At 55.8% G+C, this 21,387-nt stretch carries 17 protein-coding genes; 7 read left to right on the top strand and 10 right to left on the bottom strand.

Annotation, left to right across the window (positions count from 1 at the left end; genetic code table 11):
* Positions 1–150: 150 nt before the first annotated feature.
* Positions 151–921, bottom strand: a complete 771-nt coding sequence (locus JTM80_RS16805; RefSeq protein ID WP_205369888.1) for a type II toxin-antitoxin system HicB family antitoxin — start codon at positions 919–921, stop codon at positions 151–153.
* Positions 922–2,010: 1,089 nt separating this feature from the next.
* Between JTM80_RS16805 and JTM80_RS16800 the strand changes: the two genes are divergently transcribed.
* From JTM80_RS16800 to JTM80_RS16790, 3 genes are all read left to right on the top strand, one after another.
* Positions 2,011–2,547, top strand: a complete 537-nt coding sequence (locus JTM80_RS16800) for a hypothetical protein (protein ID WP_205369886.1) — start codon at positions 2,011–2,013, stop codon at positions 2,545–2,547.
* A gap of 140 nt (positions 2,548–2,687) precedes the next feature.
* The gene (locus JTM80_RS16795) at positions 2,688–3,305 is read left to right on the top strand and encodes a pseudouridine synthase (RefSeq protein WP_172358077.1); all 618 of its coding nucleotides are present in this window, start codon (positions 2,688–2,690) and stop codon (positions 3,303–3,305) included.
* A gap of 194 nt (positions 3,306–3,499) precedes the next feature.
* Positions 3,500–5,923 carry a serine/threonine phosphatase gene (locus JTM80_RS16790; RefSeq protein ID WP_205369883.1) on the top strand — a complete coding sequence of 808 codons (2,424 nt, stop codon included), beginning with the start codon at positions 3,500–3,502 and terminating at the stop codon, positions 5,921–5,923.
* 22 nt (positions 5,924–5,945) lie between these two features.
* On the opposite strand, the gene JTM80_RS16785 is transcribed toward JTM80_RS16790, so the two are convergent.
* The 7 genes from JTM80_RS16785 to JTM80_RS16755 all read right to left on the bottom strand — a co-directional run bounded on the left by JTM80_RS16785 (position 5,946) and on the right by JTM80_RS16755 (position 11,779).
* Entirely contained in the window at positions 5,946–6,176 is a 231-nt protein-coding gene (locus tag JTM80_RS16785; RefSeq protein ID WP_172358075.1) for a DUF4327 family protein, read from the bottom strand.
* Positions 6,177–6,626: 450 nt separating this feature from the next.
* Positions 6,627–7,250, bottom strand: coding sequence for a chromophore lyase CpcT/CpeT (locus JTM80_RS16780; RefSeq protein ID WP_172358074.1), 624 nt, complete (start codon positions 7,248–7,250; stop codon positions 6,627–6,629).
* Between the two features lie 55 nt (positions 7,251–7,305).
* Positions 7,306–8,205: a carbon dioxide-concentrating mechanism protein CcmK gene (locus JTM80_RS16775; RefSeq protein ID WP_172358073.1), complete on the bottom strand. Its 900-nt coding sequence runs from the start codon at positions 8,203–8,205 to the stop codon at positions 7,306–7,308.
* 168 nt (positions 8,206–8,373) lie between these two features.
* Entirely contained in the window at positions 8,374–9,015 is a 642-nt protein-coding gene (locus tag JTM80_RS16770; protein WP_205369881.1) for a hypothetical protein, read from the bottom strand.
* A 110-nt stretch (positions 9,016–9,125) separates the two neighbouring features.
* Complete coding sequence (locus JTM80_RS16765; RefSeq protein ID WP_172358071.1) at positions 9,126–10,820, bottom strand: ribulose bisphosphate carboxylase small subunit; 1,695 nt, start codon at positions 10,818–10,820, stop codon at positions 9,126–9,128.
* Positions 10,821–11,124: 304 nt separating this feature from the next.
* The gene (locus JTM80_RS16760) at positions 11,125–11,427 is read right to left on the bottom strand and encodes a EutN/CcmL family microcompartment protein (protein ID WP_068507758.1); all 303 of its coding nucleotides are present in this window, start codon (positions 11,425–11,427) and stop codon (positions 11,125–11,127) included.
* A 10-nt stretch (positions 11,428–11,437) separates the two neighbouring features.
* The gene (locus JTM80_RS16755) at positions 11,438–11,779 is read right to left on the bottom strand and encodes a carbon dioxide-concentrating mechanism protein CcmK (protein ID WP_068507759.1); all 342 of its coding nucleotides are present in this window, start codon (positions 11,777–11,779) and stop codon (positions 11,438–11,440) included.
* A 1,579-nt stretch (positions 11,780–13,358) separates the two neighbouring features.
* Between JTM80_RS16755 and JTM80_RS16750 the strand changes: the two genes are divergently transcribed.
* The 3 genes from JTM80_RS16750 (at position 13,359) to JTM80_RS16740 (ending at position 18,086) form a co-directional block, all read left to right on the top strand.
* The gene (locus JTM80_RS16750; protein WP_205369879.1) at positions 13,359–15,194 is read left to right on the top strand and encodes an NAD(P)H-quinone oxidoreductase subunit F; all 1,836 of its coding nucleotides are present in this window, start codon (positions 13,359–13,361) and stop codon (positions 15,192–15,194) included.
* Between the two features lie 138 nt (positions 15,195–15,332).
* Positions 15,333–16,844, top strand: a complete 1,512-nt coding sequence (locus JTM80_RS16745) for an NADH-quinone oxidoreductase subunit M (RefSeq protein WP_172358069.1) — start codon at positions 15,333–15,335, stop codon at positions 16,842–16,844.
* Between the two features lie 114 nt (positions 16,845–16,958).
* Positions 16,959–18,086 carry a CO2 hydration protein gene (locus JTM80_RS16740; RefSeq protein ID WP_205369877.1) on the top strand — a complete coding sequence of 376 codons (1,128 nt, stop codon included), beginning with the start codon at positions 16,959–16,961 and terminating at the stop codon, positions 18,084–18,086.
* 274 nt (positions 18,087–18,360) lie between these two features.
* Here the strand turns inward: JTM80_RS16740 and groL are convergent, their stop codons facing one another.
* Together groL and groES are read right to left on the bottom strand one after the other, a co-directional pair.
* Positions 18,361–19,998, bottom strand: coding sequence for a chaperonin GroEL (gene groL, locus JTM80_RS16735; protein ID WP_172356365.1), 1,638 nt, complete (start codon positions 19,996–19,998; stop codon positions 18,361–18,363).
* 121 nt (positions 19,999–20,119) lie between these two features.
* Positions 20,120–20,431, bottom strand: a complete 312-nt coding sequence (groES, locus tag JTM80_RS16730; protein ID WP_172356367.1) for a co-chaperone GroES — start codon at positions 20,429–20,431, stop codon at positions 20,120–20,122.
* A 506-nt stretch (positions 20,432–20,937) separates the two neighbouring features.
* On the opposite strand from groES, the gene JTM80_RS16725 reads away from it, so the two are divergent.
* On the top strand, positions 20,938–21,252 hold the full coding sequence (locus tag JTM80_RS16725) for an acylphosphatase (RefSeq protein ID WP_172356369.1): 315 nt from the start codon (positions 20,938–20,940) through the stop codon (positions 21,250–21,252).
* Positions 21,253–21,387: the final 135 nt, after the last annotated feature.

Raw genomic sequence — 21,387 nt, 5'->3', positions numbered from 1 at the left:
TTCGAGAATCCTTGCCTTGGGTCAGCGCCTTGGGTCAGCAAGTGGGGTTCAAGCGTCAGACGTTCAAGCGTCAGAGTTCAAGCGTCAACAGAGAAGCACGGGAAAGAGATTGCCCAGGGTATCGGGCAGTTCCAATGCCAATACCACGGCTCAGGTGTTAATTACGGGTGTATTTTCAGGATGCAGCGAAAAATTAACATTCGCCGGTGCAGCAGGGTCTAGATTAATTGTTCTCAACATCTGATCTGAAATCGCCCTCAGCACAAAGGGCGGCACCTCAGCGACATCATCCGACTTGGTGAGACTTAAAAGTTTTGCCATGCCCTCTTGAACTTGAGCGCGATCAATGGCGATGCCTCGCAGAATCAGATCCAGAGACTTCATAATCTCTAGGCTGGCGTGGGGGTCTTTGCGGCTGGCGTAGGGGTTGAAGGCGCTAACCAACTGAGGGGCGATCGCTCCATCCTGGCGCAGAACCTCAGTCAACAAAACCGCAGAAGAAGTCGCAACCGCCTGCTCCAGCGGCACAGCCACAAGCTGATTGAAATGTCCGGCATTGCCCCGCTCATAGCGATAGCCCTTTAGCTCGGCATCGGCCGCTTCACTCAATACCTGATCCATCCACGCATTGATGCTCATATCAGCGCGGGCGGCGGCCAGGGAAATCTTCTTATGGGTTGCCGATGAGGTACGAAACGCAATGTTGCCTTTGAACGGTTTTTCGGGTTCCTGCCCCGTTCGCTCCATCAAACTCAAATACTGATCAACCGCGTCGTGAAAATTGCGCTTAACGTCCTTTATTTCCTTTGCCTGAAAGACGATAGCATCTCGCAAATCTAAAACCGTTCCATGAAGGACCTCAGCTTCAGGGTCGTAATCTACTTTTGCGGTGTAGCCTCGGTAATTCAGCAAAGTACTCATAACATTACTCGTTCGTGCGGGGAGGTTGTATGCCTGACGCGATCAAGAATCGACGGACTTCGATCACCATCAATGGGGCGAGGCAGGGCTGATGGTCTAGCCGATGGAAGATCGCGTTGGCTCGGCGCGTCTCACACCAGACTTGAATCCATTGACCGTCGTTGCCACCGTTTTGAAACAGCTTCGCTCCGCATACGCAAAGCAAATCCAAAACCTTCTCCCATGAAATATCAGGCCGAGGGGGGTTCTCAAAAATTGCCTGATACGTCTGCTGATGGTCGTCACTGGCCGTCATGGAGATGCACTCTGGAACCGCAAACCCAACCCCATTAACCAGAGCGAAACCTCTGGCGGATGGATTTCAGAATTTTCCATATCCTACCCTGGATATCCGATTGGGGCTTAGGGAAATCAGCCCGCTCCAGACCTAGAGTAGCGGAAATCATTGTCCTGACAAAGCTTGCTCAAATATTCAGCCAGCCGGATCGCTTCCAGAATAGGAGCCAAAAACGGGCTGCGGAACATCTAAGACGTTCTTTGAGAGGGCGGTTGTAGAGCCTGTTTTACGCTATCAAGATAAGCTATCAATGTCAAGGCGATCGCCCGTCTTTTGCTGGATCTTCAGCAGAGTGGGCGATCGCCCCATTTTATGCCTAGTTTTCATGAAGATTTCTAAACTAGATTCACAAAAAACTTTGCCCAGAATTTTTCTTGCATATTTTCCGATACCAGATTACGATATCAGTAATTCAATATCAAAAATTGATATCTAAATTCGGGATACCGGAATAGGCCGCTTCCAACGGCTGACACGATGTAGAACATCCGTCTACACCGCACAGTGTGCTGCGCCCGTTTTGCATTCCAGATCTCCATCAATTCTCGATTTTGGATTTGCGATTTTGGATTTGCGATTTTGGATTTGCGATTTTGGGTCGCCAGCCAAAGCGTCTACGGGGCTTCCAGCCATTTCATGCGTAGCTCTGCTTCGGAGAGTAGATACCACTCGCAATCCAGCGAACCCAGCGAATAACCCAGTGAACTCCACACAACGCCATGACTTGCCCAATGCTGAATTACGAAAATCATATGGAATTGCGGCTCGTGAAAGACAAGGAGCCGCCACCCCCCTCCAATGACGCTGGAAAGACTGTGGTGACCATCACCACAATTTCAATTGCCGCAAGTTTGGCGCTGAAAGTGATGCTGCCAGACATCAACATCAACCCGGCGATCGCCCTTGCCGATCCCATGCCACCCGCAGAAGAATTTCCCGCTGACTGGCCCAACAACTTGCCGCTGTCTGTGGGTGGCCCCTCCACCTCCACGCTGGCACCAGACCCAAGCTATGGCTACGGACGTGGCTTCTTTCAAATCGTTGAGTGCGGCACAGTCTATCCGGCAGCGGCAAACTTTCGAGCTTATCCGGGGCTGGCAAACCACGGCATTCGGGGTGTCGTGCCGCATGAGGAATGGGTGCTGCTGACGGGATTGGTGAGCTACGCCGATGGTATTCTCTGGCATCAAGTGGTGAATCAGTCTCGCCTCTGGCCATCCTTCGCGCCAGGAGCCTTCAACCAGCTTGATAGAAATCAGTTGGGCTGGGTAGCGGGCTGCTTTGTTTAGCTGCTCTGCCTAGCTGCTCTGCGTAGCTGCTCTGTCTAGCTGCTCTGTCTAGCTAGTCGATCGAGTCACATTCCAGGAGCCGAAGTTCGCTAGGATCGGCTTGTCCCATCTCCGCCTGATTACACCCCTGGATCGACCGTGTGCCTCATCGCTATCTATTGTTCTACAAACCCTACGATGTGCTGACCCAGTTTGGGCAGCCTAGCGAACTGCCCGACCCTGCGCCAGCCTATCGCACGCTCAAGGACTACATCCCGGTTCCAAGGGTGTATCCAGTGGGTCGGCTAGATCGAGACAGCGAAGGACTGCTGTTGCTCACCAGCGACGGGCGCTTGCAGCATGTTTTAACGAACCCCAGGTTTCAGCATCCTCGCACCTATTGGGTGCAGGTCGAGCGATCGCCCGATGAGGCTGCCTTGCAACAACTGCGTCAGGGGGTGGTAATTCAAAACTACCGGACGCGCCCGGCCAAGGCTCGAATCTTGTCCCAGGAGCCAGAGTTGCCGCCGCGCGATCCGCCGATTCGCTTCCGCAAGACCGTGCCAACGGCGTGGCTAGAGCTAACGCTGACGGAGGGGCGCAATCGCCAGGTGCGTCGGATGACGGCGGCAGTGGGGTTTCCGACGCTGCGACTGGTGCGAGTGGCGATCGCCCATCTGCGGTTGGACGGGTTGCAGCCGGGCCAGTGGCGCGATCTCACACCTGATGAATTGGCTGAATTGGCAAGATTGTCTCCAAGATCGCGCCCACGCCCGTAGAGTTGGGGGTGCGGGTCGAGAATGGATCGTGTAACCTTTTAGTCAAGCGGCCGATTCGTCAGGTCACGAAAGCCGAGTCAGGTCGCCAAAGCCAGCTTCAACGGCAGCAGAGTGATTCAGTAGAGTGATTCAAGAGCTATTCAGTAGAGTTCCCAGTCCGGCTTGCCGCCTACGGGAGTGAAGGAAGTTCCCCCATGCTTGTTTGTCCTCAGTGCGAATTCGAGAATCCCGACAGTAACAAGTTTTGTCAGCAGTGTGGGGCTTCCCTCCAGGAAATCGCCTGCCCTGCCTGCGGGTCGTCGGTGCCCTTTGATGTGGAACTTTGCCCGACCTGCGGCGCAACGGCGGGAACGTCCTGGCGAGCCATTATTGCCGCCGTTGATGCAGCCGTCGGCTGGCCGCTCGTGTTGCCCGCCCTGCCCTACCTGGATCTGCAACATCGCTATCGGCTGCTGGAGGCGCTGTCTGCAACTTCGCTCTCTTTGGTGGGGGCTGAGGTGCGCGTACTGGACTGCCAGCCGTTTCGCCTGTCGCCGCTGGAGATGCTCTATAGCCAGAACCCCGATGCACCTGATGCGGGGCTAGCACGGAGTGATGAAGCGATCGCCCAGAGCAGCAAGAACACCATTCCGGCGATCGCCCAGACTTATCTGGATTTGCAACAGCAGCTTTATCCGTCTCTGCCCCATATTCACGATGCCTGGGAGAAGGATGGGCAAATTGTGGTGCTACTGGAAGACCGGAGCAGCCTACCTTCCTTGGCAGAACTGGGCGCGTCGGAGGTGCTGCCTCCGTTCCAGATTCTCCACCTGCTCCACCAGATGACGGAACTGTGGAACGCACTGCAACCCGTGGGCTATGCCCAGAGCTTGCTAGAACTCAATAACCTGAAGGTCGATGAAGATCAGTTGCTCTATCTTCAGCGGCTTTATCAGGATAAACCCGACGCGTCCCCCCAGCTCCGCGACCTGGGCCGCGTTTGGAAACTCCTGTTGCAGCAACAGCCCAGCCACGAAAATCTGAATCCCCTGGTGCAGGTCTGTCAGGATTTGGAACTGGGCACAATCGCCACAGTGGATGTGTTGCAGCACTGCCTCAGCATGATTGCGGATCTGTTGCAGGGAGAGCAGGAATTGCCTGATGCAGGGGCGATCGCCCTCGATGCGACTACAGAGGCGATCGCCCTCGATAAGCCTGAAGCGGCTGACGAAACGGCCCCTGATTTGCAAGCACCTGATTTGCAAGCAGATGATATACAGGCAGAAGATACGATCGTGCTTCCCCCTGCGCTTTCCGCAAAGGACACCGCGCCGGCCGACGCTGCATCTGCCAATCATCCCAATCGCCCCCTCGATCCGACAGCGGTATTGCTCGGTGGGGTTACCGCCAGCCTCCTTGACACAGCCCCTCCGAAGTCAGCCACAGACGAACCCATCACCGGTGAGCGAATCCCGTCCGAACTGATTACGGGCGAACCAGTTACAGACGAACCCATCACCGCAGAACTCGTCGCGTCGGAACCCGCCGCAGAACCTGCCGCAATGGAAGCGGAACCCATCACCGCAGAATCTGCTGCTGCCAACCCTGCGCCGGCCCCGGCGACCAACTCAGAAGCCTTGCCGATGTCTGATTCGGCTGAATCGGAAACAACGGAGATTCTTTTTCCCACGGTGTCGCGGATGGCAGATATCAGCGTGTCGTCCAGCCCCACCCGCCTAGAGTTGGGCAGTCCCGACGAAGACAGCGAGACCGAAGGCGACGACCTGCCAACGGTGGTGCTGCCGATGAAGCTGATTGGGCTGGAAGATGCAGGACGGAGCGACATTGGCCGCCAGCGAGAACACAACGAAGACTATTACGCCATCCAGGTGGACGTGAAAAAGCTGGAAAGCCAGAACGGGCGATCGCTCAAGGCGAAAGGGCTATACATTCTCTGCGATGGCATGGGTGGCCACGCCAGTGGCGAGGTGGCCAGCGCCCTGGCTGCCAGTACGCTCCAGCAGTATTTTCAAGATCACTGGAAGGATGGACTGCCCAGCGAGGCAACCATTCGAGATGGCATTTTGCTGGCAAACAAGGCGATTTACACGCTGAACCAGGAAAATGCCAGTTCGGGCAGCGGTCGCATGGGTACAACTTTAGTCCTGGCGCTCATCCAGGACACCGAAGCGGCGATCGCCCATGTGGGAGACAGCCGCCTCTATCGCTACAGTCGCCGTCGTGGGCTGGAGCAGCTGACGGTAGATCATGAGGTGGGGCAGCGAGAGATTCAGCGGGGTGTGGAGCCTGCGATCGCCTACGGTCGCCCCGATGCCTACCAGCTAACCCAAGCCCTCGGCCCGCGAGACGAGCATTTCGTCAATCCCGATGTGCAGTTTGTCGAACTGACTGAGGATTTGCTGCTGCTGCTGTGTTCCGACGGGCTGACCGATAATGACCTGCTGGAAACCCATGTCGAGAGCCACCTCGACCCAATGCTCGACGGGCAGGTGAGCCTAGATAACGGTGTGAACATGCTCATCGACCTGGCAAATCAGCATAATGGCCATGACAACATCACGGCGATCGCCATCCATGCCCGCGTGCGTCCAAATCTAGACCTGATGAAGCGCGGATAGGCGATCGCAACCTAATTGCTCATTAATCTTCGTCCCAGGACTCTACAGCAAGCAAGTCGGCTACGGGATCTCGCATGGAAAAGTCGAAGTCCTCCAGTTCGCGCTTCCAGTAGGCCCACTCGTCGCCATAGAGCAGCGCAATCTTCCAAAGGCGATCGCTCGGCTTCAGAATATCTGAATCTACGAGCGATTTCACCTGACGCTGAAATTTCACCATCGGATGCAAATCCGGGCTAACAACACGATTCACCATAATTAACTTGTTAAATTTCCTCTAGGGTAAAAGTTATCCTGACCTCGCAGAGCGCTCCCTCAGCAGCGTGGAGTCTAGCAGCGCGGAGCCACAGCCGCACCCAGCGGTTCAATTCAATCAGCCGATGCTCAATCGGCCGCACTTGGGTAACAGATCAACTCAAACTCAGCCAGCAACTTATCTGTCGAAACACATCCTAGCTCATCCCTTCAGTCTTGCATCTCAAAATCCCGGATGCAGGCGGCAATATTCATTTCTTCTATGGGTCTATAGAGAATCAATTAGGAACCCTTGTTTTCAGACGCTCCACAATCCTCTGATTGGGTGAAGTCACTCCTCGGCGGCAAAAGCCGAAAGCCCTCAGCGATCGCATTGGGAAGATTGACGATGTTTCTTTTGCAGGGGTTTGGGTCATCCCTGGTAGGCGATCTTGGCACTCCTGCTGGCGTTTCAGAGGGGATAGTCCACCTGTTTGGTGAATTCGTAAGGGCCCATCAGCGCTCCCCAAAGCGCCTGGCCGGTGTCTGGGTCAACGCCTTTGTCGTAGCTGCGAAAGCGGCCTGGGCTGGCTTCAAACCCCAGCACAACCTGGCGCGTTTCGCCATTGTATTGAAAACAGCAGCGATCGCCCTCGATGGGTTCTGCGGCCACCCCGTCTCCCTGAGGCCGCAGCCGCAGCCGACAGCCCGGTAGGGGCTGCAAGTCGTCTAGCGCTAAGTCAGACAGTAGCTCCGGTCGTGCGCCCGCGCCCCGAAACCGATCCGGCTGGCGAAAGGCCCAGTATTGCACGGTATATTGCACAGCAGGCTTGCCGTCGTCCCCACCGCCCGCATCGGTGTTCCCGTCGTCATTCTCCTGCAAGACCAGCACCCGCTGTCGGTAGGGGTTTTGCAAATACAGCGCGTTGGCCTGTTCCGCAAACAGCGCAAGGCATCCATTTATCCGAATGGGCAGGGGGCGGTGCCATAGCCGCAGGTGAACAAACCAGGCCGGCTGGTCAAGCGACTGGGCGCGATTGTCAAACTCGCCCGCAAGCCACCGGGCCAGGGTGGGCAAATCCAGAACTGGAGGCATGTTGAAAGGTGAGAGCGAGTTTAGAACTGGGGAAAGTCAGATGATTCTGATTTGATTATTCTTCAGGATTTTCCAGGCGCTTGGGACGCTGATCAGCCAGGGGGGCTAGCTCTGGCAGGGGAATCGGTTCGGCAAGAGGGGGAGCAGCGTGGGGCGATCGCGCTTCGGGTTCCAGCGGCTCCGCCGACTCGATGGTCTTTTGTACGGTTATCTTTTGCACTTCAACTTCGGGCTGTTCTGGTGCCGCCAACTCCTTCTGCGGCGCTTTTAGATCAAGCGGCAGGGCGATCGGCTGCGGCCTCTCGATCCAGTAGCTAGCCAGAGGAAGGGTTTCTTCCAAATCATCTAGCGGGCGCGGAATCACCATCACAGCGTGCAGTTCACCAATCCGCTCGGCTTCGTGCATCCCGGCTTCTACGGCCATTGCCACATCCGCCACACGCCCGCGAATAATTGCAGTACACAGTCCGTCGCCAATCGTTTCGCACGCCGCAAGCTGCACCTCGGCCGCCTTCAGCATGGCATCGGCTGCGCCGACCATCGCCGGATAGCCGCGTGTTTCCAGAAGCCCTACGGCCTGCTTGCTGAGGCGGCTATAGCCCCGGTCGGAGAGAAACTTTGCCAGCCGACTGCCGATGGGTAGCACGGCTTCGAGGTTGGGCGAGGGGCGAGCAATAATGGTTTTAGAAATAAACTGGTCGAACCGTCGCGCCGTTTCTTCACCCACATCCACAGCAATGCGGACATCGGAAATGCCGCCCCGCACGACGGCAGTGCAATAGCCGCTGCCTGTTTTTTCATAGCCAATCAGCGTCACGCCGGAGGACTTCAGCATCATGTCAGCCGTGCCCACAATGGCGGGAAAGCTGCGCGTGCAAACTAACCCCAAAGCGCTGTCTCCAAAGTCTCGCCGGGGCGGGGTCGTTCCAACCTGAAGTTTGCCGGATGCGTCCATAGGGTTTGATGCTCAGATTGGCGATCGCCTTCTCAGCTTAACACTACGCCCTCGGCTTGGCGGTCTTTTGGCTCGCACTGCCCAACTTGCGCTAGACACTGGCGCGATTTCTGCATGATTTCTGCACAATATTTCTGCACAATTCTGTACAACATTAAACCAAATGATTCAGCCAGCATCAGGCGGCGAAGCGCCATCTGTCTCCGCTTGCCGATAGGGAAACATGGTTGCTAGAAGCTGCTGAAGTGCCTCCCGTCCGTAGACCGGGGGTGTGGACAGACTAATCGGCGCAGTGGTCGAGAGTCTGCCCACAGAGCGATGCTCACTCAGCGCATCGGGCCCGGGCCCAGCAGCAGACGTGGAGGGTGGAGTAGACAGCGGTATGGATGGAAGTATAGATGGAACCGCACCGCTGAAGTCTGGCATCGCGGATACGAGTGGAGTATCCAGGTCAACCCGACGGCTCGTGTCTCCCAGCAATGCCCTGGGTGGCACTATTTCGCCGGGGGCGATCGCCGGATTCAGAATCGTCGCCTCAGCACCGATGCAAGCTGTCGCGCCGATGTGTCCCGCCCCAATGATTAGCACCCGCGAACCGATCGTCGCGCCTGCCTCGATCGTCAGCGGGCCGCCGTGGGCGTGCAAGATAGCCCCCGCCGCAACGCTAACCCCTGCCCGAATCGTAATCTGACTGCCAGGATCAGTCTGGAGCAAAACCCCAGGGGCGATCGCCGCACCGGGTTCAATCACCACATCGCCACTTGTCAGCCCAGGGCTGCCCTCAACTGACGATAGCGATGACCTCTGCATTGCCCTAAAGGTGTATAAACCAATCTGTCGTTAAACCTGACCCCACCCGATCAACGAGCCGCAACGCCATAGAGCAGCTACACGGCAGCTACACAAAATGGCTAGAGGGTCTATGGACGCTGAATGATCGTCTCTGCAACCCGCCGCTTGGACTGAGTATCGACTCCATAAACCCGGACATACTGCCCTTGGTTATCTCCCAAGCAGCGCTCCAAAGCTGCCAGCACATCCGATTCGCGACCCGACTCGATCGGCGAGCAGCTTTCCCAAGAGCCAGTCTGGAAGCGGCGTTTGTCGGCGTGTTCTACGGCAACCTTGTAGCCCTGAGCCAGCAGGTGGCGAACCTGATCGACGACTTCGGGGCTGAGGCGCTGGCTCGAAGTAGCAGAGCTATGGCCTGCGTTGAAGCTGCTGGCGGCGGGCTGCTGATAGGATAAGCCACTGCTGCTGTAGCTAGGGGCAGGAGCGCTGCCGTTTTGCCCATTGCCAGGACGCTGCACGATCAGTTCTCCAACCCGCTGCTTGAGCTTGGGATCAATGCCAAACAGCCGGACATACTCACCCGAATGCTCTGCCAGACAGGCTTGCAGTGCCGAAATCGCTTCAGAGTCGCGGGTTGCCAGGATGGGAGCGCAGGTATGCCAGGAACTCGTTTGAAAGCGGCGCTTGTCGGCGTGTTCGGTGCCAATTTTCAAGCCGCGAGACAGCAGCCCACGAACATGTTCCACCACTTCCGCCGACAGTCCAGACGGGTTTGTGCTGCCATAGGACGCAGCAGGCTTGCTATAGCTTTGGCTAGTGTAGCTTTGGCTGGAATAGCTGGCAGCACTGGTCGATGCGCCGTTTCCGTTGGTGCGATCGCCCGGTCGCTGCACGATCAGTTCCCCGACGCGCCGCTTGGAGTGAGTATCGATGCCAAACAGCCGCACGTATTCGCCACTATGCTCCGTCAGACAGGCTTGTAGCGCCGCCAGCACGTCTGCCTCGCGGGAAGACTGGATGGGCGCACAGCTATGCCAGGAACTGGTTTGGAATCGGCGAGTATCCGCATGTTCGGTGCCAATTCGATAGCCCTGGGCTAGCAAATGGCGTACCTGTTCGACAACTTCTGGAGTTAATTGAGTATTCAGCATCTCAGGATTTTGGCTGGAACGATAGGAGGACTCGGCAGCGCGATCGCTCGGCTGCTGAAGGCGGGCTGATTCGGAGCGGGCCGGAGAACCAGCGCCCCCCCCACCAGACCGCATTGCGTCGTTGAAACCAACGACTTGGGAAGCAAACTCGATATCAACCGACTGAACCTCTGGCAAGCGGTCGGCCTGCTGCTGGGTGGTGATGATCGACCCAGAGGGAACATACCGACCCGGCGGAATTTCCACATCCTGGATGAGCGCGTGCATCATGACAATGCAGCCCTCGCCGATGCGGGCGTTGAACACCGTAGACCGAAAGCCAATAAAGCAGCGATCGCCCACATAGGCCGGCCCATGAATCAGCGCCATGTGGGTAATAGAAGCGTCTTGACCAATCCAGACTGAGTAGGGCTGCTGATCATCCCCCAGCACGCGCCCTTGCGGCAACCCGTGAACGATCGCCCCCTCCTGAACGCTGCTGCCCGAACCGACATAAAAGGGTGCGCCCTCCTCTGCTCGGATGGAAGCGCCCGGTGAGATCAGTACGTTTGCACCAATCTGCACATCTCCCATCACTGTCGAAAAGGAGTGAACGTATGCAGTCTCATGAATCTTGGGCTGCGTTACCCCCTTTGCCCAGGGTGTAGCAGCAACGGAGCTTTGAGCAACCATGACCACAGCTCTCCTGACCCAGCAACAAAACTCGAACCGTGACCGGCAAAATTAACAGGCCGATCAACCCGCAAAACCGGCCGACACAGATCGAGCAAGGTCAATCCAAACCTTTCACCACCCTCACAGCCCGATCGACCCCGATCAGCCGTAAACCGAGAGCCTGAAACACATGGTCAGGCTCTCGGTTTCCCACAGCACTCAACGGGCGATCGCCCTCACCACTCTAGAATCGGAACGCTAGAACTTAGAACTCTAGAATCGGAACCACTGCTGGACAGCCCTCTTAGACAACCATTGACAATCATCGATCTTGATCCCGCTTGCGATAAAGCATGAGATTCTCCACGCTCACGGTATCAATAATGCCAATCACTAGGGCATCCAGGGGACGAGACTCTCCGCCAGGGGTCTGACGCGCAGCACTGCCTCGACTGACCAAGACCCATTCATCTAGCCCGGCCCCTACGCTGTCTGCTGCCACCTCATAGTCTGCCAAGAGGTTTCCCTCCACATCGACAAACTGCAACAACAGAAACTTGACCCCCTGCAAGCTAGGCTCTTTTTGAGTGCTAACGACCGTACCGCAAACCTTGGCAATCTGCATCTAGCGGCTACTACGGACGGTTGACGGGGCGAATCCCGCTGACGCTTTCCCGGAAGGCTTCAACGGCTTCGGTATAGCGAATCGGCAGCACGTACTCCAGGTTTTCATGAGGACGAGCAATAATGTGAGTGGACAGCACTTGTCCGCCGTTGACTCGCTTCACGTTTTCAATCCCAGCTGCCACGGAAGCTTGCACTTCGGACACGTCGCCACGGACAATCACGGTCACCCGCCCACTGCCGATTTTCTCATAGCCAACTAGCGTCACCCGTGCTGCTTTCACCATTGCGTCCGCCGCTTCGACCACGGCAGGAAAGCCCAGAGTTTCTACCATTCCAACTGCAATTGCCATCGTTTTCTCCCTTCCAAAAAACGGTACTCAAACAAAACTACAACCTGCGATCGCCATTCATCGCCACTCGCAGCCTGGGCCAGCAAACTCGTCCAGAACCCTTATTCACCAGCCCAACACCGTCAATCTGTCTGCAACTGTTAATTATGACAAGTTATGTGCAACTAAGTAACAGCCAGCAGCGACTTTAGATATAACGACTCTGCTTCAACCTTCCATCAGTCTTGCAGAATGGACTTAAGCGACCATAGGTGTGGGAAATGACGCAAGCGATAACGCTTTGTCTCAGCTATACAAGCTGCGGTTAGCCAACCCGGCAACCATCATCCTCAGCGTGCTTCAAACCAGAACAACCGTGCAACATGGGCATAGAGCAATTACTCTGGAGTTTCCTGTAGGAACCTCTGAGGAGATCTAGCCATAGTCAACAACCTGTACGGCTTCAAATCCTTAGATAAAGTGCTGAAATTTAGATTCAGCCGATATCACAAGATGTCCAAAAAATCTCTAAATGAGCAAACAAACTCGGCATTTGCATCACAAGAAATAGATTGGAAAAGCACGACGGAATTCCCATTGTCAGAATACAAGGGGGTTGGACGCTTTGGCAATATAAACCAAAGTAATTGTTTTTATGGTCTATATAACTCAGCGTTATATCCGTTGGCAATCTGCTCCTTAACAGGCTTGACCCAAGAACAGAGCGCAAAGGCTTGTAGTGTAATGCGTGGTGTGAGCAAAGCTGCACATAGAACCGCACATCCTGTGCATTGTGGCAATACCTACAAAAAATATCTGACAAACTATCTGACAAATATCTGTGAACAATACCAAGGACAGGCACACCTACCGAAAAGTGCTGTTTCGGAAGTTGCCAGATCCTTGAACCTTTAACTCCTTATCCTGTAATGGCCCCTATATTCTATGAGGAAAGCGAGAGCCAATGTTTTATTCTAGGAAAACAGTTCGTAAACCTTGAGGGGATTTAATATTTTGTGTTTTTTGATTGAGAATCAACACAATAATTTACATTTCAACGTTGTCAATCGTGTGAAGCCAGAGGGTCAACAAGTTGTTTGCTTTTTTTAGCTTTTGCGGCGGTAATGCTATAGTCCTTATTACAAAAACTTTGTGTAGCGGCGATCGCACGTTCTAGAGAAAAGTGCGATCGCCTTTTTAGCACCAAGTCAACTTAGCACCAAGTCAACAGAGTCAACAGCACGTCGCAACCCGCCAGCATCCAGGAAAATCCTCGGTTCGCTTGATCTGGCATTAGCAGCGATGCGAGAATCGCTCAAGTTGCTCAAATAGTTCTAGACCAATGGGTTCAAGCTAGTTCAAACCTTGGCTAAGACCACTTTGGTTTGGACAAGGGCACGAACCTACTAGGCTCAGGGTTTGGATTCGTCTGAAATTAGTCAGGCTTATAGGGTTTGCTGCGGTAGAGTAGCCTCAGGCTCGCTAGGGAAACGTTTGAGCCACTATGGCATGTCTACGAGTTGACAAGAGACAGCCCAAAATATTGGCACCTATTTGGCACCTATCTTGGTATGTGTAACGCGCGTAGGGGATGGTATCGATGGTTCAGTTTCTAATTGAAACCAGTTGGTGGGTACCAGGCTATGGGCTGTTGGGGGCGCTGTTGACGTTGCCCTGGTCTGCGGGGGCGGTGCGGCGAACGGGTCCCCGGCCAGCGGCCTATTTCAATATTTTGATGACGCTGCTGGCCCTGGTTCACTGTGCGCTGCTGCTGTGGGCCGTTTGGGATATGCCGCCCCAGTATGAGCCGCTACCCTGGCTGTCGGTGCTAGATCTGGACATTACCCTATCGCTAGAGTTATCCCGAATCAGCGTTGGCGCAGCACTGATTATTACGGCCTTGAGCCTGATTGCCCAAGTGTTTGCCCTGGGATACCTAGAGAAAGACTGGGCGCTGGCCCGGTTCTACGCGCTAATGGGCTTTTTTGAGGGAGCCATGAGCGGACTGGTGCTGAGCAACTCGCTGTTCCTCAGCTATGCCCTGCTGGAGATGCTGACGCTTTCGACCTATCTGCTAGTGGGATTTTGGTATGCCCAACCGCTGGTGGTCACGGCGGCTCGTGATGCCTTTCTGACCAAGCGCGTGGGCGATGTGCTGCTGCTGATGGGCGTGGTTGCGGTGGGTCTACTGGCGGGTGATTTAGATTTTCCCTATCTAGAAGCCTGGGCTGAAACAGCGAATTTGTCGCCGCTGGTGGCAAATTTGGTGGGTCTGGCCCTGATCGCGGGCCCGGTCGGCAAGTGTGCCCAGTTTCCTTTGAACCTGTGGCTGGATGAGGCAATGGAGGGGCCAAACCCGGCTTCGATCCTGCGGAACTCGGTGGTGGTGGCCTGCGGAGCCTACGTGCTGATTCGGATGCAGCCGATCGTGGTGCTGTCGCCTGTGGCGCTGACGACCCTGATGGTGCTGGGGACGGTGACGGCGGTTGGGGCTTCGCTGGTGGCGATCGCCCAAATCGACATCAAACGCGCCCTTTCCCACACCACGAGCGCTTACCTGGGTCTGGTGTTTTTGGCCGTAGGGCTACAGCAGCATGACACTGCACTTCTGCTGCTGCTAACCCACGGAATTGCCAAAGCACTGCTGTTTATGTGCACTGGCTCAGTGATTCTGACCACCAGCACTCAAGATCTGCGAGAAATGGGGGCCCTGGGGTCGCGGATGCCTGCAACCGCTAGCGCTTTTATTATCGGGGCGCTAGGGTCTGTGGGATTGGTGCCGATGGGCTGCTTTTGGGCGATGTATCAGTGGGCGCTGCCGGTGTGGCGGTCTTCGCCAGGTTTGCTGGCGGTGCTGCTGATCGTCAATGGACTGACGGCTTTTGGGCTAACGAGAGTGTTTGGTTTGGTCTTTTGTGGTGAGGTAAAGCCTAAAACGCGACGCGCTCCTGAAGCACCCTGGCCGATTGCAGTGCCGATGGTATCGGTGGCGATCGCCACGCTGCTTGTGCCCGTCATGCTCCACAACTGGGGACTGCTGCCCGACTGGAGAGACGTGAATCTGGCGATCGCCGGGGCGCTATTTGCCTCCAGCATCACAGGTTGTGGGCTGGGTGTTTTCTTTTACATGGGATCTCGCCCCCTGCCGCAGCCAGGAGGACTGGGCTGGAAATCGCTCCAGGATTTCCTGGCCCACGATTTTCGGATTGAGCAGCTTTACAAGCTGACGGTCGTGTTTGCTGTGGCTCAGGGGTCGCGGCTCACGGCCTGGTTTGACCGATACGTGGTAGACGGCATGGTGAATCTCCTTGGCGTTGCCTCGCTGATTGGTGGCGAGAGCCTGAAATACACCGTCTCAGGACGCGCCAGACACTACCTGCTGACCGTGTTTATCGGAGTCATTTTGGGCATCGCCTGGCTGGGCTGGATGTTTTAAATCGCTATTGCTGAATTCAAAACGCCCGTCGCCAAAACGTCTAAAAGAAAAAGCTGTCATCCGAGCGTTTTAACCAAACTTTTCATTCAAACCCTCTACCCAAACCCTCGCCCAAGCATCCAACCCTTCCGATTCGCCATGCTGAGTGTTCTAATCTGGTTTCCGGTCATTGGTGCGCTGATCATCAGCTTCTTGCCCCAGGCGCAGGCAGCAGAGCGGGGTCGCCAGGTGGCGCTGGTGTTTGCAACGATGGTTCTGGCGTGGACTGGGGTGCTGGTCAGCCAGTTTGACACGAGTGCGGCTGGATTTCAGTTTCAGGAATCGCTGACGTGGATTGAGCAGCTTGGGCTGAGCTACAAGCTAGGGATGGATGGGCTGTCGCTGCCGCTGCTGGTGCTGAATAGCCTGCTGGTGTGGCTGGCAATCTACAGCACCGATGCGAATCTGAACCGTCCCCGGCTCTGGTACTGCCTGATGCTGCTGCTAGAAGCGGGCGTGGCGGGGGCGTTTTTGTCAGAAAACCTGCTGCTGTTCTTCCTGTTCTACGAGGTGGAACTGATTCCGCTTTATCTGATGGTGGCAATTTGGGGTGGTGCGCGGCGAGGCTATGCGGCAACCAAATTTCTGATTTACACTGCCCTGTCTGGAATCCTGATTTTGGCTGCTTTCTTCGGGCTGGCGCTGCTCAGTGGGACAGGCAGCTTTGACTATGCGGCGCTGCAAAACCCGGCGCTGCCGATTGCCACTCAGTTGGTGCTGCTGATTACGCTGCTGATTGGCTTCGGCATCAAGATTCCAATTGTGCCGCTGCATACCTGGCTGCCAGATACCCACGTCGAAGCGCCAACGCCAGCCTCGGTGCTGCTGGCGGGTGTGCTGCTGAAGCTGGGAACCTACGGAATTGTGCGCTTTGGGCTGGGGCTATTTCCTGAAACCTGGCAAGTCGTCGCACCGTGGCTGGCCTGGTTGGCGGTGGTGAATGTGCTGTATGGCTCCTTTGTGGCGATCGCCCAGACCGACATGAAGAAAATCGTCGCCTACAGTTCCATCGGGCACATGGGCTATATCCTGTTAGCCGCCGCCGCCGCCACGCCGCTGAGCATCGCCGGGGCGATCGCCCAAATGGTCAGCCACGGGCTAATTTCCGCGCTGCTGTTTTTCCTGGTGGGCGTGGTCTATGCCAAAACCGGGACGCGGGATGTGACGGTGCTGCGGGGCCTGCTGACCCCAGAGCGAGGTCTACCGCTGGTGGGTTCCCTAATGATTGCTGGGGTCATGGCCAGCGCGGGCATTCCCGGCATGGTGGGCTTTATTGCTGAGTACATCATCTACCGCAGCAGCCTGCTGGTCTTCCCCATCCAGACTCTGCTGTGTATGCTCGGCGTTGGGCTAACAGCCGTATACTTCCTGAATTTGATTAACCGCGTCTTCTTTGGACGGCTGCCGGATGCCCTAGCGAACCTGCCGGCCATCTACTGGAAAGACCGCATTCCTTCGATTGTGGTCGTCGTTTTGGTCATCTTCCTGGGGCTTCAGCCCAACTGGATGACCCGCTGGAGTGAACTCACCTCCCTGTCGCTGGGCACGCTAGACGACCGGGCGATCGCCGCTGCGCTGGCACCCCGCCCCCTCCGCCGAAGCGTTGAGTAATTTTTGAGTAATTTTCTTAAACATCCTTAAAGATCAGGGATCACGCAGCTTACGCAACCATCCCACCACCCCACACCCAACCCCCTTGCTCTATAAGATCCTGAAGCTCCTGCTATGCTAACCGCACCTCCTCCCGCCGCCCATCCCCTCGCCTACATCGTGGACCGGATTGAATCTGGCGGTGCGCTGCTGCCCGACACCCCGGAAAACGTCGTGGAAGTGGTGGGCATTCTCAAGAGCTATGGCGTGGTGCTGGATGCCTACTGGCGCAACCTGATTTACATTTCAGAGCATCAGTTTTTGGTGCTGTTTCCGTTTTTCAAATATTTCAACGGCGAAATCACAACAGCCAAGCTGCTGCGCCACTGGTGGCACGACCGGATTAACTACGAATTTGCCGAATATTGCATGAAAGGCATGTTCTGGCACGGTGGCGGCGGGCTGGATGCATTTCTCGACACGCCGGAGTTTGTGAACCTGGCGAAAACGGCGATTCGCGCCAAGGTCAAGTCCAATCCGTTGATGAGCGGCCTCAATCAGATATTTCCCGACTTCCTGGTAGAACAGGTGCGGCAGCTTTGCTACTACAGTGGGCTAGGGCAGTTTTGGCGGGTCATGAGTCCGATGTTCCTGACGCTTTCGGATCGCTACGACCGGGGAGAAATCCAGACAATTGCCGATGTTGTGGCGCATGTCAAGCAGGGCTTAGTCGATGCAGCCGCACTGCCGATCACCTATGCGGTCAATATTGACGGAAAATCCTACGACCTGCTGCCAGCTTCCGCTGGGTTGACCTTTTTGCCCGATACCGCGCTGCCCTATGTGGAAGCGGTGTTTCTCCGGTCGTTTCCCTTCTTTGGCACGGTGTCTTACAACGCACAGGCGCACCAAATTTCAGCCAACCAGGCAGACTTTAACTATGGAGCGCTGTTTGCCGATCCGCTGCCCATTGGGGGTGGAGGCATTCCGCCCACGCTGCTGATGCAGGATATGCGCCATTTTCTGCCTGATTACTTGCACAAAATTTATCAGCAAGGGCTGCGCGGCGAAGATGACCTGCGGGTGAAGATCTGTCTCAGCTTCCAAAAATCAATGTTTTGCGTGACGACGGCAGCTATTTTGGGCACGCTACCGCATCCGTTAGATACAACCGATCTTGCCCAGCAACAGTCCAACCGGGCCTATCTCGAAGCCTGGGTGGAGCGCCTGTCGCCCTCGCGTTTGCCGCGCGTGCAGGAATAGGGCATGGCAGGAGAACTAAAGGAGAACTAGAAGAAAACTAAGAAAAGAGCGATCGCCCGCTTGGAACGATCGCTCTTTTCGCTGAATGTTCTTGACCTCCAACTCTGAGGTTTATACAAGCTTCGCCTAAGATTACATAAGTGAACTTTTCGCTGAATGTTCTTGACCTCCAACTCTGAGTCCGGCTCCCAGGCGCTACACCAGCAGCGTAGCGCCTGGGAATGTTCCAACTAACTCGTCGAACTAAGCCGTTGAACTGAGTCGTTGAACGAACTTAGTAGTCGAAGTCGCCGCCCATGCCGCCGCCAGCGCCAGCGCCAGCCGCTTCCTTGGGCTCGGGCTTGTCAACCACGATGCACTCGGTCGTCAGCACCATGCCCGCGATCGAAGCGGCGTTTTGCAGCGCAGAACGGGTCACTTTCGCAGGGTCGACGATGCCCGCAGAGAACATATCCACGAACTCGTCCGTAGCGGCATTGTATCCCACGTTGAAGTCCTTCTCCTTCACACGCTCAGCAATCACCGCGCCGTTCTGACCTGCGTTTTCGGCAATCCGCTTCAGCGGCGCAGACAGGGCACGAGCCACAATCAGCGCACCCGTCAGCTCTTCCGCCGTCAGGTTGCTCTTAGCCCACTCCTCCAATTGGGGAGCCAGGTGAGCCAGCGTAGTGCCGCCCCCAGGAACGATACCTTCTTCTACCGCAGCTTTGGTTGCGTTGATGGCATCTTCCAGACGCAGCTTGCGATCCTTCATTTCGGTTTCGGTTGCGGCACCGACCTTGACCACAGCCACGCCACCAGAGAGCTTGGCTAGGCGCTCTTGCAGTTTCTCTTTGTCGTAAGAAGAATCGGTTTCTTCGATCTGACGACGGATTTGTTCGCAGCGAGCCTTGACCTGAGCCTCGTTGCCCTCGGCGACAATGGTCGTGGTGTCCTTGGTAATGGTGACACGGCGAGCCTTACCCAGGCTTTCCAACTTCACGCTGTCCAGTTTCAGACCCGCATCTTCGGTGATCACCTGGCCACCCGTCAGCACGGCAATGTCTTCCAGCATGGCCTTGCGGCGATCGCCAAAACCAGGAGCCTTGACCGCAGCCACATTCAGCACACCCCGCAGACGGTTCACCACCAGCGTTGCCAGGGCTTCTTTCTCGATGTCCTCAGCAATGATCAGCAGCGGACGACCAGCGCGGGCTACTTGCTCCAGCACGGGCACCAGATCCTGCACCAGGGTAATCTTCTTGTCGGTCAGCAGGATGAACGGCTCATCCAGGATGGCCTCCATGCGCTCGGTGTCGGTGGCAAAGTATGGCGAGATATAGCCCTTGTCGAAGCGCATCCCTTCGGTGACTTCCAGTTCGGTCGTCATGGACTTGCCTTCTTCCAGCGAGATCACGCCTTCGCGACCCACTTTGTCCATCGCTTCGGCAATCATCGCGCCAACTTCTTCGTCATTGCCCGCAGAGATAGAGCCAACCTGGGCGATCGCCTTAGAGTCTTCCACCGGACGAGCATGTTCTGCAATCTTGTCTACCAGGAACGCAGAAGCCTTGTCGATACCGCGCTTCAGCGAGATTGCATTGGCCCCCGCCGCCACGTTCCGCAGACCTTCTTTCACCATTGCATGGGCCAGCACGGTCGCAGTGGTCGTTCCGTCGCCCGCAGCATCGTTGGTCTTGGATGCAGCCTGACGAATGAGAGAAACGCCCGTGTTTTCGATATGGTCTTCTAGCTCAATCTCCTTGGCAATGGTCACACCGTCGTTGACGATTTGGGGTGCGCCAAACTTCTTCTCTAGCACCACGTTCCGACCTTTGGGGCCGAGGGTGACTGCGACGGCTTCTGCCAAAATATCGATGCCCTTTTCCAGAGCGCGACGTGCGTTTTCGTTGTAGATGATGCGCTTAGCCATAGTTTCGATTTTGGATTTGCGATTGAGAATTTACAGTTGAACAGATTCGATTTCGGGCTAGGCCTCGGAACACATGCGGCTTGCAACCGCAGCCGCCTGTCCAAAACCCAAAATCCAAAATTTAGGAAACGATCGCCAGAATGTCTTTCTCGCTCAGCAGCACGTACTCTTCGCCGCCCAGCTTAATGTCGGTGCCTGCGTACTTGGAGTACAGCACTTTGTCACCCACCTTCACTTCTAGCTCTTGGCGGGTGCCATCGTCGTTGCGCTTGCCGGGGCCCACCTGCGCCACTTCGCCGACTTGAGGTTTTTCCTTAGCGGTGTCGGGCAGAAAAATGCCGCCTGCGGTCTTTTCTTCGGAAGCGCTGACCTTTACAAACACGCGATCGCCCAATGGCTTAACGGTGGAAACACTCAAGGACACAGCAGCCATACGTATAGTCTCTCCAGACGATAAAGTTGCAGTTAGGTTGAAAGAATCTTGCTCAATTGCTGGCTTGTTTGACCAGACAGACCTGCTGCAAGGACTTTGCCCTTGACGCGCTCCGCATTCCCGTTCATATTGAAAGGCTGAACCGGACACTTGCCAGAGCGATCGCCCATCGGGAAACAAGCTCCGTAAGCTCAGCAGAAGCCGTCTGCCCTATGCCAATCTGCAATCGAGCCGTTGCTATCGAGTCGAGAATTTAGCACTCTCAACTCCTGAGTGCTAATTTACCTGGCAGGTGGGCCCCTCTGCAACTTTTTGGGGTGTACGGGTTCCCGAACTAGCGGTTGGAGGTTGGGGTATGGCAATTGCTAACGCGAGGGCAATTGAGGGTTCGGGATTGGGATCAGGAGCGCGTTGTCAGAGGGTTGAAGTAGTTCTCTATGAAGTAGTTCTTTATCAGGTCAACCCTGGCTAACTCACAAGGGTTTTGGATGAGGAGCAACCAACCAATGACACATGCACAACCACCAAGGGCTGTGAGGGCTGTAGGCGACTGGGTGCGGGCCCATGTCTGGATTTCGGGCAAAGTGCAGGGGGTAGGTTACCGCTTTTCGACCTGTGATACGGCAACACTGCTCAAGATCAACGGCTGGGTGCGAAATCTAGCAGATGGGCGCGTTGAGGCCGTGTTTGAGGGGCCGGGCGATCGCGTTCAGGAAATGATTCGCTGGTGCCATCAGGGGCCACCGACAGCGGTCGTAAAAGACGTGGCAGTGCAATATGAATCGCCGGAACACTTACGGGGCTTTGAGCTAAGGCGGTAGGCAAATCGCCAGATTGCAAGTTGATTTTAGCGATCGCCTCAGTCTTGATTTTCCTGTATTGAATCTTCCTGCATTGAATCTTTGTATCGAATCCCAGAAAGCACGCCTGAATACAGCGCGTGGGCAACCTTGATT

Source organism: Thermoleptolyngbya sp. PKUAC-SCTB121 (genome assembly GCF_016919485.1).
Taxonomy (GTDB): domain Bacteria; phylum Cyanobacteriota; class Cyanobacteriia; order Elainellales; family Elainellaceae; genus Thermoleptolyngbya; species Thermoleptolyngbya sichuanensis.
This window is presented reverse-complemented; position numbering and strand designations above follow the sequence as displayed.

Excerpts from the sequence above, each read along its gene's own strand:
- JTM80_RS16805 (WP_205369888.1), bottom strand. The coding sequence starts at position 921 with ATGAGTACTTTGCTGAATTACCGAGGCTACACCGCAAAAGTAGATTAC.
- groL (WP_172356365.1), bottom strand. The coding sequence starts at position 19,998 with ATGGCTAAGCGCATCATCTACAACGAAAACGCACGTCGCGCTCTGGAA.
- JTM80_RS16760 (WP_068507758.1), bottom strand. The coding sequence starts at position 11,427 with ATGCAGATTGCCAAGGTTTGCGGTACGGTCGTTAGCACTCAAAAAGAG.
- JTM80_RS16800 (WP_205369886.1), top strand. The coding sequence starts at position 2,011 with ATGGAATTGCGGCTCGTGAAAGACAAGGAGCCGCCACCCCCCTCCAAT.
- JTM80_RS16780 (WP_172358074.1), bottom strand. The coding sequence starts at position 7,250 with ATGCCTCCAGTTCTGGATTTGCCCACCCTGGCCCGGTGGCTTGCGGGC.
- JTM80_RS16775 (WP_172358073.1), bottom strand. The coding sequence starts at position 8,205 with ATGGACGCATCCGGCAAACTTCAGGTTGGAACGACCCCGCCCCGGCGA.
- JTM80_RS16765 (WP_172358071.1), bottom strand. The coding sequence starts at position 10,820 with ATGGTTGCTCAAAGCTCCGTTGCTGCTACACCCTGGGCAAAGGGGGTA.
- JTM80_RS16725 (WP_172356369.1), top strand. The coding sequence starts at position 20,938 with ATGACACATGCACAACCACCAAGGGCTGTGAGGGCTGTAGGCGACTGG.
- groES (WP_172356367.1), bottom strand. The coding sequence starts at position 20,431 with ATGGCTGCTGTGTCCTTGAGTGTTTCCACCGTTAAGCCATTGGGCGAT.
- JTM80_RS16755 (WP_068507759.1), bottom strand. The coding sequence starts at position 11,779 with ATGGCAATTGCAGTTGGAATGGTAGAAACTCTGGGCTTTCCTGCCGTG.
- JTM80_RS16750 (WP_205369879.1), top strand. The coding sequence starts at position 13,359 with ATGGTTCAGTTTCTAATTGAAACCAGTTGGTGGGTACCAGGCTATGGG.
- JTM80_RS16785 (WP_172358075.1), bottom strand. The coding sequence starts at position 6,176 with ATGGTGAATCGTGTTGTTAGCCCGGATTTGCATCCGATGGTGAAATTT.
- JTM80_RS16740 (WP_205369877.1), top strand. The coding sequence starts at position 16,959 with ATGCTAACCGCACCTCCTCCCGCCGCCCATCCCCTCGCCTACATCGTG.
- JTM80_RS16790 (WP_205369883.1), top strand. The coding sequence starts at position 3,500 with ATGCTTGTTTGTCCTCAGTGCGAATTCGAGAATCCCGACAGTAACAAG.
- JTM80_RS16745 (WP_172358069.1), top strand. The coding sequence starts at position 15,333 with ATGCTGAGTGTTCTAATCTGGTTTCCGGTCATTGGTGCGCTGATCATC.
- JTM80_RS16770 (WP_205369881.1), bottom strand. The coding sequence starts at position 9,015 with ATGCAGAGGTCATCGCTATCGTCAGTTGAGGGCAGCCCTGGGCTGACA.